At 71.0% G+C, this 13,942-nt stretch carries 14 protein-coding genes; 9 read left to right on the top strand and 5 right to left on the bottom strand.

Translation table 11 applies throughout. From position 1 onward, the window contains the following. Window positions 1-15: 15 nt before the first annotated feature. Together ACFHWY_RS03585 and ACFHWY_RS03580 are read right to left on the bottom strand one after the other, a co-directional pair. Complete coding sequence (locus tag ACFHWY_RS03585; RefSeq protein WP_416578592.1) at window positions 16-1,482, bottom strand: chitinase; 1,467 nt, start codon at window positions 1,480-1,482, stop codon at window positions 16-18. 149 nt (window positions 1,483-1,631) lie between these two features. Beyond that, window positions 1,632-3,065, bottom strand: a complete 1,434-nt coding sequence (locus ACFHWY_RS03580; protein WP_416578591.1) for a carbohydrate-binding protein — start codon at window positions 3,063-3,065, stop codon at window positions 1,632-1,634. Window positions 3,066-3,584: 519 nt separating this feature from the next. Here ACFHWY_RS03580 and ACFHWY_RS03575 point away from each other — a divergent pair. The 4 genes from ACFHWY_RS03575 (at window position 3,585) to ACFHWY_RS03560 (ending at window position 7,679) form a co-directional block, all read left to right on the top strand. Next, a complete protein-coding gene (locus ACFHWY_RS03575) occupies window positions 3,585-3,899 on the top strand; it encodes a hypothetical protein (protein ID WP_416578590.1) in 315 nt (104 codons plus the stop codon). Next, a complete protein-coding gene (locus ACFHWY_RS03570) occupies window positions 3,896-5,266 on the top strand; it encodes an FAD-dependent oxidoreductase (RefSeq protein WP_416578589.1) in 1,371 nt (456 codons plus the stop codon). The genes ACFHWY_RS03575 and ACFHWY_RS03570 overlap by 4 nt, the downstream gene beginning before the upstream one ends. A gap of 75 nt (window positions 5,267-5,341) precedes the next feature. Beyond that, window positions 5,342-6,766 (top strand): WGR domain-containing protein, encoded by a 1,425-nt coding sequence (locus ACFHWY_RS03565; protein ID WP_416578588.1) that lies wholly within the window; start codon window positions 5,342-5,344, stop codon window positions 6,764-6,766. 40 nt (window positions 6,767-6,806) lie between these two features. Beyond that, window positions 6,807-7,679, top strand: a complete 873-nt coding sequence (locus ACFHWY_RS03560; protein ID WP_416578587.1) for an aminoglycoside phosphotransferase family protein — start codon at window positions 6,807-6,809, stop codon at window positions 7,677-7,679. Between the two features lie 65 nt (window positions 7,680-7,744). On the opposite strand, the gene ACFHWY_RS03555 is transcribed toward ACFHWY_RS03560, so the two are convergent. The 3 genes from ACFHWY_RS03555 to ACFHWY_RS03545 are packed head-to-tail and all read right to left on the bottom strand — an operon-like array spanning window position 7,745 to window position 9,689. Further along, on the bottom strand, window positions 7,745-8,551 hold the full coding sequence (locus ACFHWY_RS03555) for an Fpg/Nei family DNA glycosylase (RefSeq protein ID WP_416578586.1): 807 nt from the start codon (window positions 8,549-8,551) through the stop codon (window positions 7,745-7,747). Window positions 8,552-8,611: 60 nt separating this feature from the next. Then, window positions 8,612-8,809, bottom strand: a complete 198-nt coding sequence (locus tag ACFHWY_RS03550; protein WP_416578585.1) for a DUF397 domain-containing protein — start codon at window positions 8,807-8,809, stop codon at window positions 8,612-8,614. Next, window positions 8,802-9,689, bottom strand: a complete 888-nt coding sequence (locus ACFHWY_RS03545; protein ID WP_416578584.1) for a helix-turn-helix domain-containing protein — start codon at window positions 9,687-9,689, stop codon at window positions 8,802-8,804. Before ACFHWY_RS03545 ends, ACFHWY_RS03550 begins: the two co-directional genes overlap by 8 nt. A gap of 312 nt (window positions 9,690-10,001) precedes the next feature. Here ACFHWY_RS03545 and ACFHWY_RS03540 point away from each other — a divergent pair, with 312 nt between their 5' ends. The 5 genes from ACFHWY_RS03540 to rocD all read left to right on the top strand — a co-directional run bounded on the left by ACFHWY_RS03540 (window position 10,002) and on the right by rocD (window position 13,897). Next, a complete protein-coding gene (locus tag ACFHWY_RS03540) occupies window positions 10,002-10,220 on the top strand; it encodes a hypothetical protein (RefSeq protein ID WP_416578583.1) in 219 nt (72 codons plus the stop codon). Next, window positions 10,217-10,516 carry a hypothetical protein gene (locus ACFHWY_RS03535; protein ID WP_416578582.1) on the top strand — a complete coding sequence of 100 codons (300 nt, stop codon included), beginning with the start codon at window positions 10,217-10,219 and terminating at the stop codon, window positions 10,514-10,516. Before ACFHWY_RS03540 ends, ACFHWY_RS03535 begins: the two co-directional genes overlap by 4 nt. A gap of 214 nt (window positions 10,517-10,730) precedes the next feature. After that, a complete protein-coding gene (locus ACFHWY_RS03530) occupies window positions 10,731-11,486 on the top strand; it encodes a thrombospondin (protein WP_416578581.1) in 756 nt (251 codons plus the stop codon). A gap of 384 nt (window positions 11,487-11,870) precedes the next feature. Next, window positions 11,871-12,686 carry a dimethylargininase gene (ddaH, locus tag ACFHWY_RS03525; protein WP_416578682.1) on the top strand — a complete coding sequence of 272 codons (816 nt, stop codon included), beginning with the start codon at window positions 11,871-11,873 and terminating at the stop codon, window positions 12,684-12,686. Next, complete coding sequence (rocD, locus tag ACFHWY_RS03520; protein WP_416578580.1) at window positions 12,683-13,897, top strand: ornithine--oxo-acid transaminase; 1,215 nt, start codon at window positions 12,683-12,685, stop codon at window positions 13,895-13,897. Before ddaH ends, rocD begins: the two co-directional genes overlap by 4 nt. Window positions 13,898-13,942: the final 45 nt, after the last annotated feature.

Below are 13,942 nucleotides of genomic sequence, written 5' to 3'. Positions count from 1 at the left end.
GACCGGCGCGAAGGTCTAGGGGAGGGTGCGGAGGTGGGGGGTTACCGTGCGGGCGAAGGTGTTGCCGTTGGTGACGTCCCAGTTGATCGACCAGGTCATGGCGCCACGGAGGCCGGGGTAGGTACGCGGGGGGCGGAAGCTGCCGCAGTTGGTCCCCCGGGTCAGGCAGTCCAGCGCGGCGTTGACCACGCTGGGCGCGACGATGCCACCGCCGGCCGCCCCGGCGCCCGCCGGCAGGCCGAGCCCGACCTGGTCGGGCCGCAGCCCCGCCTCCAACTGGATGCAGGCCAGCGCGACGATGAAGTTGACCGTCCCCTGGGCGTACGCGGCGTTGTTGTCGCAGCCGAGCATCGCCCCGGAGTTGTAGAACTGGGTGTTCACCACGGTCAGGATGTCCTTGATGTCCAGCGCCAGCTTGAAGTAGCTGCCGGCCGGGTTCTGCATGTCGATGGTCTGCGGCGCCATTGCGATGATCAGGCGGCTACCCACCTTGGACCGCAGCGACCGCAGCGCCTGCGCCATGTGTGTCGGGTTCAGGCCGTTTTCCAGGTCGATGTCGACCCCGTCGAAGCCGTAGCGCTGGATCAGGGCGTGCACGCTGTCGGCGAAGGCCACCGCGGAGGCGGAGTCGTTGACCGCGACCCGGCCGGTCTCACCACCGACCGAGATGATCACCTTCTTGCCCCGGCTCTGCAACGTCCGCACGTCGGCTGAGAACTCGGCGTCGGTGTAGCCGCCCAGGGCGGCGGCCAGCCCGGGGTCGATGGCGAAGCCGACCGCGCCGGGGGTGCTGGTGGCGTCGGCGAAGGCGACCGCGACCAGGTCGTATTCGATGGGCACGTCGCGCAGCCGCAGTTCAACGGCCGGGTTGTCGAAGTTGTGCCAGTAGCCGGTAAGGATGTGCTTGGGCAACCCGGTGACCGGCGGAGGGCTGGTCGGCGGCGGTGTCGTGGGTGGTGGTGAGGTCGGTGGCGGCGTGCTGGGTGGCGGCGTGGTCGGTGGCGGCGTGGTCGGTGGCGGCGTGGTCGGTGGCGGCGTGCTGGGTGGCGGCGTGGTCGGTGGCGGCGTGGTCGGTGGCGGCGCTCCACCGGCGCAGGCCACTCCGTTGAGCAGGCAGTTCGCCGGTACCCCGGGACCACTGCCCAGGAATCCGAAGGAGACCGAGGCGCCGGGGGCGACGGTGCCGTTCCAGGACCGGTTGGTGAAGGTGTACCGCTGTCCACCGGAGGTCAGCAGTGCGTCCCAGTAGGTGCCCACCGTGGTGCCGGTGGGCAGGTCGAAGGCGAGCTTCCAGCCGGTGACCGTGGCGCCGCCACCGTTGGTGATCGTGTACTTCCCCTCCCAGCCCGAGCCCCAGTCGGACGTCTTGACGAAGGTGGCGGTGACTGTGGCGGCGTTGGCCGCCGGTGCCGCCCACACCGCTGCGAGCCCGGCGGCCAGTGCACCGACCACCGAGAGCACCAGGGTTCTGGACCGTTTCATGCAAGCCTCCCGGCTGGACAGGATCCATGAGCATCGACCTGGCGCCCATTATTAAGACTGTTTACTATTTCTGTCCAGAGCTGTCGGAAGGTTGTTGACAAGGGCCCCCTGCTCTACCGGAGGCGTCATCAGGGGGCCCTCCCTACACCTCAGCGGCGGAAGTGGAACCAGTTGACGTTGACGAAGTCGTTGGGCTGCCCGCTGCTGAACGTCAGGAACACGGTGCGCCGCCCGGTCACGCCGGAGACGTTGCCGGGCACCGAGCGCCAGCTCTGCCAGCCGCCGGTGTTGGCGATGGCGAAGCTGCCGATCGTCGCGCCGGTCGGGCTGTCCAGCCGCACCTCGACCAGACCGCTGACCCCGCCGGCCGCGCCGGAGGCGACCCGGGCCACGAAGTCACGCGGCCCGCCGGAGCCGAACTCCACGTTGTCGAAGCGGACCCAGTCGCCGTTGCGCAGTGCCCCGATGTTCTGCCCGCCCTCGGAGCACGCCTCGACGATGACGCCGTTCTGCGCGTTGAACGACTCGGCCTGGATGGTCGCGTAGGCGTCGCGCACAGTGCCGGGCGGCGGCGTCGTCGGCGGAGACGTCGTCGGCGGCGGGGTGCTGCCACCACCCCGGCTGTACACGGCCACGTAGTCGACCAGCATCGGCCGGCCGGGCACGGTCGCCGCGGTCGGGGTCGTGCTGCCGGCCACCCCGTTCGGGAAGGCCCCACCCATCGCCACGTTCAGCAGCAGGAAGTAGCCGGCGTGGCTGGTCATCTGTGACCAGTACGGCTCACCGACGCGGCTCTGGCTCACCGTGTGGTAGAGCTGCCCGTCGACGTACCAGCGCAGTTGCTGCGGACTGGTCGAGGCGTCCCACTCGAAGCGGTAGGTGTGGAAGGCCGACTGGCAGGTGCTGCCGGGGCAGGCCCGGGAGGCGCCGATGCCGTTGAACTCGTCGCACGGACCACCGGGTGCGACGCCGCAGTGCAGCACGCCCCAGACCGAGTTGAGCCCGTTGACGTTCTCCATCACGTCGAACTCGCCGATGCCCGGCCAGTTGTGGTGGTTGCCCCGGTAGGGCGAGCCGAGTGCCCAGAACGCCGGCCAGTAGCCGGAGGCGGCGGCCCCGGTGATGTTGGGCATCTGGAGGCGACCCTCGATGGCCAGCACCCCGCCGGCCGGGGCCTTGAAGTTGCTGCGGACCGTCTCGATGCGCGCCGAGGTCCAGTTGCCGGCGCCGTCGCGGAGCGGGGTGATCCGCAGGTTGCCGGCGCCGTCGTGGCTGACGTTGGCGGTGCTGTTGGTGTAGGTCTGGATCTCGCCGGTGCCCCAGTTGGGCGGGCCGCCCGGATAGCTGGTGCCGGTGTCGATGATCCAGTTGCTGGACGACGGGAGGGTTCCGGCGCCGCCGGTGAAGTCGTCGCTCCACACCAGGCTCCAGCCTGGCGGGGGCGGTGGCACGGCGGCGTCGGCGGTGGCGGTGGCGGCGAGTCCGGCCAGGCCGGTGGTGGCGGCGGTGAGCAGCGCCAACGCCAGCGGCAGCCGGCGTCGTCGCGCAGGCGGGGCGGCGGGTGCCGCCGGGGCAGGTGTCATTGGACGGGCCTCTCTGGGGACGGATGAGAGAGCGCTCTCTCAAAAGTTGTACGTCCCGCCAGCACAGTTGTCAATATCGATCGGTCCGGCGAACCCCACCCCTCGCCACAGGCGGCCGGACCGGCAGGGAGTTTCCCGCGCCAACCACTGCGGGTAATTGCCGGCCGACCGGGAGCGGACGAACCGACCCGGCAGGAACGGACGCGGACACCGGCTACGCCAGCTGGCGTTCGGTCGAGTGGTAACGCTGGCCGTCGGTGGCGCCGACCCCCTACCTGGTCTCGCACGAGCACTACCAACGGCTGATCCGACAGCTGATCGGCAGCGGCGTGATGCTCGACGAGGGGATGCTCTACTGGTACGCCGGCTGTCGGCCAGGTATCCGACGGTCGAGCTGCGCATCGGTGACGTCTGTCCGACGGTGGACGACGCGGTGCTCGTCGCCGCGCTGGTCCGTGGGTTGGTGGCGACCGCGATGGACGACATCGCCGCCGGCCGACCCTGCCGACCGATCACCAATTGCTGGTCGGCGCGCACTGGCGAGCCGCCCACGACGGCCTCGAAGGATCGGCGGTCGACCTGACCAACGGCGAGCTGCGGCCGGCGTGGGACCTGCTGCACCAGTTCGTCGGGCGGCTCGGTCCGGCCCTGGAGCGGCACGGCGACCTCGCCGAGGTGACCGCTCTGCTGGAGGGGCTGCGCCGGCACGGGACCGGTGCGGCGCGGCAGCGTTCCGTGTACGCACGCACCGGCCGACTGGAGGATGTGGTGGTGGACGTGGCACGACAGACCCGGGGATACGAGCCCGGCATGACAGGAGGGGTGGTGCCGTGACGGAACGGTTGATCGTCGTCGGCGGGGACGCCGCCGGCATGGCGGCCGCCGCGCAGGCCCGGCGTCGTCGGGGCCGGGACGACCTGGAGATCATCGCGTTCGAGCGAGGGCACTTCACCTCGTACTCGGCGTGCGGTATCCCGTACTGGATCAGCGGTCTGGTGACCGACCGGGAGCAGTTGGTCGCCCGTTCGCCGGCCACACACCGGGAGGAGTTCGCCATCGACGTGCGGCTCCGGCACGAGGTGGTCGACATCGACCTGGACCGCCGCGAGGTGGTCGCCCGGGACCTGGACGGCGGCGGCGAGGTCCGCGAGCGGTTCGACAACCTGATGTACGCCACCGGCGCGAGCCCGAAGAAGCCGGAATGGGCTCGCGGCGACGTCGCCGGGGTGTTCGGGGTGCAGACCCTCGACGACGGCTCGGCGTTGCGCGCCTGGCTGGAGGCCGACCCGCGGCCCCGACGCGCGGTCGTGGTCGGCGGCGGCTACATCGGCGTCGAGATGGCCGAGGCGCTGGTGCGTCGTGGGCTGTCGGTCACCCTGGTCGATCGTGGCGAGCAGCCGATGTCCACCGTCGATCCGGACATGGCCCGGCTGGTCACCGAGGCGATGTGCGGGCTGGGTGTGACGATCCGTACCGGCGTGCGGGTGACCGGGCTGACCGAGCACGAAGGCCGGGTGTCCGGGGTGGTCACCGACGACGGCCCGATCCCGACCGACCTGGTGGTGCTCGGCCTCGGCGTACGCCCCAACACCGCGCTCGGCGAAGCGGCCGGCCTGCCGCTCGGCCCGACCGGCGGAATCCGGGTCGACCGCCGGATGCGGGTAACCGGTGCGCCCGGGGTGTGGGCCGCCGGTGACTGCGTGGAGACCCTGCACCGGGTCAGCGGGATGCCGGTGCACGTTCCGCTCGGCACCCATGCCAACAAGCAGGGCCGGGTCGCCGGGATCAACATCGGCGGCGGGTACGCCACCTTCGCGGGCGTCATCGGCACGGCCGTGACCAAGGTCTGCGACCTGGAGGTGGGCCGCACCGGGCTGCGGGAGCGCGACGCCCGGGCCGCCGGCTTCGAGTTCGTCTCGGTCATCGCCGAGTCGACCAGCCGCGCCGGCTACTACCCGGGTGCCCGGCCGATGACGGTGAAGCTGATCGCCGAGCGCCCCAGCGGGCGGCTGCTGGGCGCGCAGATCGTCGGCTGGTCCGAGGCGGCGAAGCGGATCGACACGCTGGCCGTGGCACTGTGGAACCAGATGACGGTGGACGACATGACCGCGCTGGACCTCGGCTACGCTCCACCGTACTCCCCGGTGTGGGACCCGGTGCTGGTCGCCGCCCGCAAGGCGGTGGACGCACTCGCCCGCTGAGTTCTTGTCGGTGGGGACAGTTAAGGTGGGCGCGCCGCCCGGTCAGGGACGACGCGAACCCCTCGGAGGATCCCCATGTCGCAGGAGACGACCTACCTCGAACTGTCCGAAGTGGACGGTGGAGCACACAAGTTCTACGAGGTGGTGGTCGACGACGCCGCGTTGACCGTGCGCTACGGCCGGATCGGCGACCACGGCCAGGTGAAGACCACCGGCTACCCCGACAACGCGCGGGCGCGGGCCGTCGCGGCGAAGAAGATCGGCGAGAAGGTCCGCAAGGGGTACGCCCCGGCGGTGCCCGGCGTGCGGCAGAAGCGCACGGTATCCCGGCGGCAGATCGTCAGCACCCGCTCGGCCGCCCGCACCGCCCCGGTGCTCTGGCGCTACGACTCCGGCGCATCGGCGTTCGGCATCTTCATCAACGGTCGCACCTGCATGGTGGGCAACGAGCGAGGGGTGATCACCACTCTCGACCATGATGCCCGGGTGCTGGACCAGGTCCGTCTGCCCGACGGGGTGAAGTGCATCGTGGCCGACGACGCCTGGATCTACGCCGGCTGCGACGACGGCAACGTCTACGACCTCTCCGGCAAGATCCCCCGCGTGGCGTACGCGATCGCCCCCGAAATCGACATCTACTGGCTGGACATCCACGACGGTGTGCTGGGAGTCTCCGACGCCCACGGCGGGATCGCCGCCATCGACCACGAGGACGAGTTCCTCTGGCGCCGGGGCGGGCGCGGCCGGTCGGCGTGGATGGTGCGCTGCGACACCGACGCCGTCTACCACGGCGACTCGACCGGAGTCAGCGGCTACGACTGGCGCACCGGGCGGGAGCTGTGGCACACGCCCACCGGTTCGGTGCTGTTCGGCTGGCAGGAGCGCGACGCCGTGTTCGCCGGCACCACGACCCGCGAGGTGGTGCGGATCGACAAGGACGGCCGCAACGCCTCCCGGGCCTACCGCGCCGACGCGTCGGTCTACTCCTGCGCCACCGCCCCCGACGGCAGGTACGTCTTCGCCGGCGACAGCCAGTCGTCCATCTACTGCTTCGCCCCCGACGGCACCCGACTGTGGAAGCTCGGCACCGGCTGCGGTTCGGCCTACTCGATGCAGTACCACGAGCAGCGCCTCTACGTGGTGACCACCAGCGGCCACCTGGCCTGCATCGACGCCAGCGAACCGGCGATCCGGGCGGCGCAGGAGGGAAGTGTGCCCGAGGTGGTGGACGTCAAAGCACCGGCCCGGCTGCCCGAGCCTGCCGCGTTCAGCCAGGTCGAGGTGGTCGGCGACACCGGCGACGGGGTCGTCGTGGAGTGCGTCGACCAGGGCGGCCGGCTGCGGGTGCACGTGCTCAGCACCGGCTACCACCGAGGCTGGTCGGTGCAGTTCCCCAAGGGCATCCGCGAGCCGGGAGCGCGCTACCTGGTCACGGAGATCCGCGAGTCCGGCCGAGGCGGCTTCTACCGGGCGTACGGCGACATCCGCCGGCTGCGCTGAGCGGGTTGAGGCGACGGGGTGGCTCGGCCACCATGAGCCGATGACCGACGCGCTGCGGATCCCGGACGAGTTGACCTGGCTACGCGGCACGCCGGGCGGCCCGGAGTGGTTGGCCGAGCTGCCGGATCGGTTGGCGACGTGTGCCCGGCGATGGTCGCTGCGGGTCGGGCCACCGTTCGGGTACGCCTTCGCCTCGCTGGTGGTGCCGGCCGACCTACCGGACGGCACCCCGGCGGTGCTGAAGGTGCAGTTTCCCGACGCGGAGAGCGAACACGAGGCGACCGCGCTGCGCCGCTGGGACGGCGACGGTGCCGTCCGGTTGCTCGCCCACGACCCTGACCTGCGGGCGCTGCTGGTCGAGCGCTGTCACCCCGGCACGCCGCTGCACGCGCTGCCGCTGGACGAGGCTCTCGACGTGCTGGTGGGGCTGCTCCCCCGGCTCTGGGTGCCGGCCGGTCAGCCGTTCATGTCACTGGCCGAGGCGACGGCCGGCTGGGCGGCCAGACTCCCGACCAAGTGGGAGCGGGCCGGCCGGCCGTACGAGCGGCTGCTGGTCGACGCCGCGCTCGACCAGCTCGCCGCGCTGGCCGGCAGCCAGGGCGAGCAGGTGCTGGTCAACCAGGATCTGCACGCCGCCAACGTGCTGCGTGCGGAGCGCGAGCCGTGGCTGGTGATCGACCCGAAGCCGATGGTCGGCGAGCGGGAGTTCTCGGTGGTGCCGATGGTGCGCGGCGTCGAACTGGGCCACTCGAAGGCGGCGGTCCGTCGCCGACTGGAGCGGCTCAGCGCCGAGCTGGGGCTCGACCGCGAGCGGGTACGCGGCTGGACGATCGGCCAGACGATGGCCTGGAGCATCGACGGCGGCAAGGTCTTCGACGCCCACGTCGACGTGGTCCGCTGGCTCCTCGACTGACCCGCGACCAACACCCACTCCACCCGGGGCCCTTCCTGTACCTGAGGCGTTGACAGGGGCCCTCCCTACGCCTGGCAGCGGGGGCACCAGTAGAGGTTGCGGGCGGCGATGGTGCCCCGGCTGATCGGGGTGCCGCAGACGTGGCAGGGCTGGCCGGGGCGGCGGTAGACGTACACCTCGCCGCCGTGCCGGTCGACGCGGGCCGGTCGACCCATCGCCTGCGGCAGGTGCGCGGGGCGCACGGTGTCGATCTGGCCGGTGGCCACGGCGAGCGTCATCAACTCCACCAGGTCGGCCCAGATCGTCTCCCAGCCGGTGCGGGTCAGCGTCCGGCCCGGCAGGGTCGGCGACATGCCGGCACGGAACAGCGCCTCGGTCACGAAGATCAGGCCGGCGCCGGCCACCACCGACTGGTCCAGCAGCAGTGCCGCCAGCGGCGTCGAGCTGCGGGAGATCCGGGCGTACGCCCGCTGCCCGTCGGCGTCGGCGCGCAGCGGGTCGGGGCCGAGGCGGGCCCGGAGCACCGCCACCTCGGGGGGCGTGAGCAGTTCGCAGGCGTTCGGCCCGCGCAGGTCGAGCCAGTGCCGGTCGCTACTCAGCCGCAGCCGGATCTGCCCCACCGGCTCCGGTGGCTCGCCCTCACCGTCGGTGACCTTTCCGTAGAGGCCGAGGTGCACGTGCAGCGTCAGCTCACCGGCGTGGTGGTGCAGCAGGTGCTTGCCGTAGGCCTCGGTGCTTTCCAGCACGGTGCCGGCGATGCGGGCCGCGCCCTCGGCGAAGCGGCCCTGCGGGCTGGCGGCGAGCACCTTGTCCCCGCCGAACAGCTCGGCGTGCCGCGCGGCCAGCCGATGAATGGTGTGTCCCTCTGGCACAACCACCAAGCGTAACTACCGCCCGGCACGACCAGCGGGAAGGAGGGCACCTGCTGACACTCAGCGCCGGGTGCGGCGCAGCTCGCCGAGGAAGGCGGACCAGCGGGCGGGGGTGAAGGCGAGCGCCGGACCGTGCGGGTCCTTGCTGTCGCGTACGGCCACCACGTCGGGCAGGTTGTCGGCCACCTCGACGCAGTCGCCACCGCTGCCGCCGCTGCGGGTGCTCTTGCGCCAGAACGCACCGGCAAGATCAGTCATGATGCTCCTCGATGATCACCTGGATCGATTTTCCTGATTGTGCCTCACCGAGGGCGAGTGCCTCCAGGTCGTGCCAGACATGCTCGAAGGCGGCGACCTCGGCCGGCTTGTCGAGGTAGAGCGCGCCGGTGATGTTCTCCAGGTAGACGGTGCTCGGCTCGGTCGACGCCCGACCGAACGCCTGCGGGAAACCCAGCAGGACGAAGGTGCCGGTCTCGCTGGCCAGCGGCGGGCCGGCGGCCAGCGGCAGCACCCGCAGCGAGACGTTCGGCAGCGCGGCCACGTCGAGCAGGTGCCGCAACTGCTCGGCCATGGCCCGCCGGTCGGGGATGGTGCGGCGCAGCACCGCCTCGCTCAGCACCACCTTGAGGGTGGGCGCGCTGGGCAGCCGGCGGACCAGGATGTGCTGCCGCTGGAGGCGCACCGCCACCAGCTTCTCCCGCTCCTCGGCGGTCATGGTCGGGTTCTTGCGACGGAACAACTCGGTGGCGTACTCCCGGGTCTGGAGCAGGCCCGGGATCAGCTCGGAGTCATATCGGCGCATCAGAGAGGCAGACGATTCGAGGCCGACATAGAGCGAGAACCAGGACGGCACCACATCACCGTACGAGTGCCACCAGCCCTTGGCGCGAGTTTCCTTCGCCAGGCCGGTGACGATTGTCGTCATCTCCTCCGGAACCCGATAACGATCACACATGACCCGGGCGTCGACCACCCGCACCGGCACCAGCCCCTTCTCGATGCGCCAGACCTTCTGCCGCGAGCAGTCCAGCGCCTCGGCAGCCGCGTCGAGCGTCACCGAAGCCTCCTCGCGCAACTGCGTGAGCAGCCGCCCGAGCTGCCGCCGGGGCACCGTCGACCCGCTTGTTTCATCCGTCATGCAACATCACCGCACTCCTCCTGCAACGCTCGACGTTTCCCGGCACGCGCACCTTGTTGCCATTCCTCGCGCACCATTACGGGCCGAGATTAGGGCGGCGCGGAGCGTTGCGCAAGCTGTTCGGTAGGGCACATTCTGGGCAGGTCCCGGCCATGTCGGCAACCGTCATGAATTGACGTGGAAATGGCCATCGACTCCGCCCGGATTCCACCCACACGCGATTTCCGATGCACACCCTGCGAAAAAGGATCACCCAATGCGCGTACCCCAGCAGAACCTGGACGCGGCGGCGCCTGCTCCGGTCGGCGGACGGTGACCGCCCACGGGCCGGTGGTGCCCACCTGGAGCTGCGCCGGATGCGGACGACCGTGGCCGTGCGCGCGCCGCCGCATCGAACTGCGTGCGGAGTACGACCAGGCACCGGTCTCCCTGGCGCTCTACCTGGGCGCCTGCCTCGTCTCCGCCAGCCACGACCTGGGCTGGTCAACCGCAGGCACACTGCACCGCCGGTTCCTCGGCTGGCTGCGGTGAGCGCCCTCAACGCCGGTGACCTGCTGCGCGTCGCCCAGGCGGCCAGCGTGCAGTTCCGCACCCCGATCCTGTTCCGGGTGATCCGGGAACTGAACTGGACCACCTACGACGGCTGGTGCTGGCTGGACGGGTACCAACTCGACACCAAGGGCCAGGCGGTCGCCCGTCGGTCGATCTTCGTGCGCCGCGCGGGCATCACGCTGTTACGCCCCGCACCCCGACCGACCCCGGCACCCCGACCGGCTCCCGCGCGCCGCCCGACCCCGCAGGTCAGCACCGTCCGGGCCAGCCGCTGAACCCACGCCGCCGATCCTGGAACGGCGCCGAGGATGACGGGGGCGTCAGCGTGACCACCGGCGATTACCACACCTGCATGATCGCGGAGCGCATTCGGGGGTGGAATCGGTGGGTGTCAGTTCGGTGGGGGTTGGGTACCTCCGAAGGTGCTACCGCGTGGCTGGCGAATACGGGGCTGATGCCGCCGCCCACGCACAACCAGGAGGTGAAGCTGTGAAATTTCCTTCGCTGTCGCGCCGGGAGCAACCGGAGTCGCCGGCCGACGACACCAGCGTCGACCGGAACGGGGTGGTCGCCACGGCTCCCCGCGCGACCGGGCAGCCGGTCGAGAAGCGCGCCGACGGTGGTGCGAACCGTCGCGGAACACCATCCGCCCGACCCACCACGGCCAGCCCGACGACCAACACCCCGACGACCAACACCCCGACGGCCAGCCCGACGACGACCAGCAGCCCGACGGCGGCCCGCCGCGCCGCCGAGCGCACTGGCCCCGCCGACACCACCGACCGGGACACGACCAACGACCGGGACACGACCACCACCGGTGACACGACCGCCAAGCGCGACACGACCAGTGACACGACACCCGAGCGCGACGCGGCCACTGACGCGGTTCCCGATGCGCCGCCGGCGCCGGTCGGTCCTCGGCCCCGGGCCAGCCTGCTGGCCACGCTCGGCCTGATCGTCGGTGTCGCCGGTGTCCTCTTCGTGCTCACCGGCGCCCTGGCCGGGTACGGCATCGGGCTGGGCACGGCCGGAGCGGTGCTGGCCGTTGTCGGGCTGATGGCCACCCGGCGGCGGCACATCGCCGGTAAGTCCGACGCCCTGCTGGGAATCGCCCTCGGCCTCGGCGCGGTGGTGATCGGCGTGCTGGCGATGACCGGGCAGTACGACTGGCCGACCACCGACGGCGACATGGTGGTCCGCTTCCGTGAGTGGCTTGACTCACAGTTTGTCGATCGGATATAGCGGGCACTGTTCGGCCGCCGGTGGTTCACCGGCGCCGGCCGGTGCGGAACCGGCCGCAGCCCGATCAGCTGGTGGTTCACCAGCCGGGCGCAAACGGCTCGTCAGGGGCGGCGATTCGCCGCCCCTGACGTTTGTCCGGCTCCTGACTGTGCGCCGAGAGAGCGTCGGCCGCCCGGCCGCCCCGCACCGTCCGTATCAGCCCGCCACGAACGGTCGACGCAAGGATCGGACGTTAAAGTCGCCGCAAACGCAATGATTCAACGGCCTTCGCAACGCCCGATGGTGGGTTCTGCTCTTCCGGACCGCATACGGTTGAGCGACGGCGCCAGCCCGTGGGCCGACGGAGGCCGGGCGCGCGGAGACCCTGGGAGCAGGACAATGACGATGGACGCCACCCGCCAGCGCTTCCTGATGTGCCGGCCGACGTACTTCGCCGTCGAATACACGATCAACCCGTGGATGGACCCGAGCGCCCCAGTCGACACCGACCTCGCCGTCCGCCAGTGGGAACGGCTACGCCAAATCTACCTGGACCTGGGCCACACCGTTGAGGAGATCACCCCGTTGCCGGGCCTGCCCGACATGGTCTTCGCCGCCAACGGTGGCACCGTCATCGACGGCCGGGCGATGGCTGTGCAGTTCCGCGACCCACAGCGCGCCGACGAGTCCCCCGCCTACCGTGCCTGGTTCGAGGCCGCCGGCTTCGAAATGTACGACCCGAAGCACGTCAACGAGGGTGAGGGCGACATCCTGCTGGCCGGCGATCACCTGCTGGCCGGCACCGGATTCCGCACCGCGCACGCCTCGCACGCCCAGCTACAGGAGGTCTTCGGCTATCCGGTGGTCACCATGCAGCTGGTCAACCCGCGCTTCTACCACCTGGACACCGCGCTGAACGTGCTCGACGAGCGAACCGTGGCATACCTGCCGGAGGCGTTCTCGCCCGGCAGTCAGGCCGTACTGCGCCGGCTCTTCCCGGACGCGGTGCACGCCACCATGGCCGACGCCAAGGTACTCGGTCTCAACGCGGTCAGCGACGGCCGGCACGTGGTGCTTCCCGAGCAGGCCACCGGCCTGGCCGCCAAGCTGCGCGACCGGGGCTACGAGACGCTCGGCGTCGACCTGTCCGAACTGCGCCGGGCCGGCGGTGGCCCGAAGTGCTGCACGTTGCGACTCCGTCAGGGAAAGGCAAGCCAGTGATCGAGGACATGCTGCGGACTCCCGCCGCGATGCAGGACGCGGAGCGCCACACCGCGCACAACTACCACCCGCTGCCGGTGGTGATCTCGTCCGCGGAGGGCGCCTGGGTGACCGACGTGGACGGCCGGCGCTACCTCGACTGCCTGGCCGGCTACTCGGCGCTCAATTTCGGGCACCGGCACCCGACCCTGATCGCCGCCGCCCACGCCCAGCTCGACAGGCTGACCCTGACCAGCCGGGCGTTCGTCCACGACCAGTTCGCCGACTTCTGCCGCGAACTCGCGGCGCTCTGCGGCAAGGATCTGGTGCTGCCGATGAACACCGGGGCCGAAGCCGTCGAGACCGGCGTCAAGGTGGCTCGCAAGTGGGGCTACCAGGTCAAGGGGGTACCGGCCGGGCAGGCCAACATCGTGGTCGCGGAGGGCAACTTCCACGGGCGAACCACCACCATCGTCAGCTTCTCCACCGACTCCGACGCGCGGGCCGACTTCGGGCCGTACACCCCCGGTTTCCGGATCGTCCCCTACGGCGACCTGGCCGCGCTCGCCGAGGCGATCGACGAACACACCGTCGCGGTGCTGCTGGAGCCGATCCAGGGTGAGCAGGGCGTGGTGGTGCCACCGGCAGGCTACCTGCCCGGCGTACGCCAGCTCTGCACCGACAGCGACGTGCTGTTCATCGCCGACGAGATCCAGTCCGGTCTGGGCCGCACCGGTACCACCTTCGCCTGCGAGCAGGAAGGCGTCGTGCCGGACATGTACCTGCTGGGCAAGGCGCTCGGCGGCGGCATCGTGCCGGTCTCCGCGGTGGCCGCCGACGCCGACGTCCTCGGTGTACTCAAGCCCGGTCAACACGGCTCCACCTTCGGCGGCAATCCACTGGCCTGCGCGGTGGCCACCGAGGTGGTCCGGCTGCTGGCCACCGGCGAATTCCAGCGCCGCTCCGCCGACCTGGGCGAACGGCTGCACGCCGGCCTACACGCGCTGATCGGCAAAGGTCTGGTGGCCGTCCGCGGCCGAGGGCTCTGGGCCGGCCTGGACATCGAACCGGCACTGATGAGTGGCCGGGTGGCCTGCGAGCGGCTGATGGAGCGGGGCGTGCTGGCCAAGGACACGCACGGCTCGACCATCCGCCTCGCCCCACCGCTGGTGATCACCGCCGAGGAGATCGACCACGCGGTCGCCCAGCTGGCCGCTGTGCTGACCGACTGACCAGCCGTACCACTGTCGCGGGCGCCGGACCACGGTTCCGGCGCC

Origin of the sequence: Micromonospora sp. LOL_024 (genome assembly GCF_048060415.1) — a bacterium.
In the GTDB taxonomy this organism is placed as follows: Bacteria; Actinomycetota; Actinomycetes; order Mycobacteriales; family Micromonosporaceae; genus Micromonospora.
Note: the sequence above shows the minus strand (reverse complement) of the source record. Positions and strands in the feature narration are given on the sequence as shown.